The sequence below is a fragment of the Agathobacter sp. LCP21S3_B2 genome (assembly GCF_052118705.1).
GTDB lineage: Bacteria > Bacillota > Clostridia > Lachnospirales > Lachnospiraceae > Roseburia.
In genome coordinates, this window is sequence record NZ_JBQKGQ010000054.1 from 1 (window position 1) to 581 (window position 581).

General features: G+C 41.5%; 1 protein-coding gene. It reads left to right on the top strand.

Going from position 1 to position 581, the window contains the following annotated elements; genetic code table 11:
- The coding region (locus ACTQ1L_RS15250) for an ISL3 family transposase (RefSeq protein WP_441368102.1) at positions 1-581 on the top strand (581 nt) is incomplete at both ends.

A 581-nucleotide genomic window follows, 5' to 3' on the forward strand; every position in this document is an offset into this window, starting at 1 on the left:
GAAGCATTTCTTGAAAAATGTCCTCATCTTAAGATTGTATTTGACCATTTTCATATCATCAAAAATTTCAATGAAAAGGTTGTTGCTCCTGTCAGAATTGCTGAGCAAAAAAGACTGATGGAAGCCGGAGATACTGAGGCGGCAGAATCATTAAAGCACACCAAATATATTCTTACCTCGAAGCGTACCACGCTTCAAAGAAAAGACCAGGAAGCACGCGAAGGCAGGATTATCTCAAAAGGCAGCACTCTGTTTAAGGAAGAACAACGTGTGCGCAAAGAAGGCTACGAAGCCAAATACGATGCACTGCTTGAGGAGAATAAACTTCTCTTCACAATTGATCTGATCAAGGAGAAACTTGACAACGCATACAAGCTGACAGACCCGGTAAAAATGGGAACAGCCATAGCTGATATCGTATGGGATTGTATGCATACCGGTAACGAACATTTTGAATGGTTCGGAAGACTTCTCATGAACCATCATGATGGAATCATTACATATGCAGTGTATCATATCTCAACAGGTAAGATGGAAGGCATCAACAATAAAATCAAGACGATTCGCCGGCAGGGGTATGG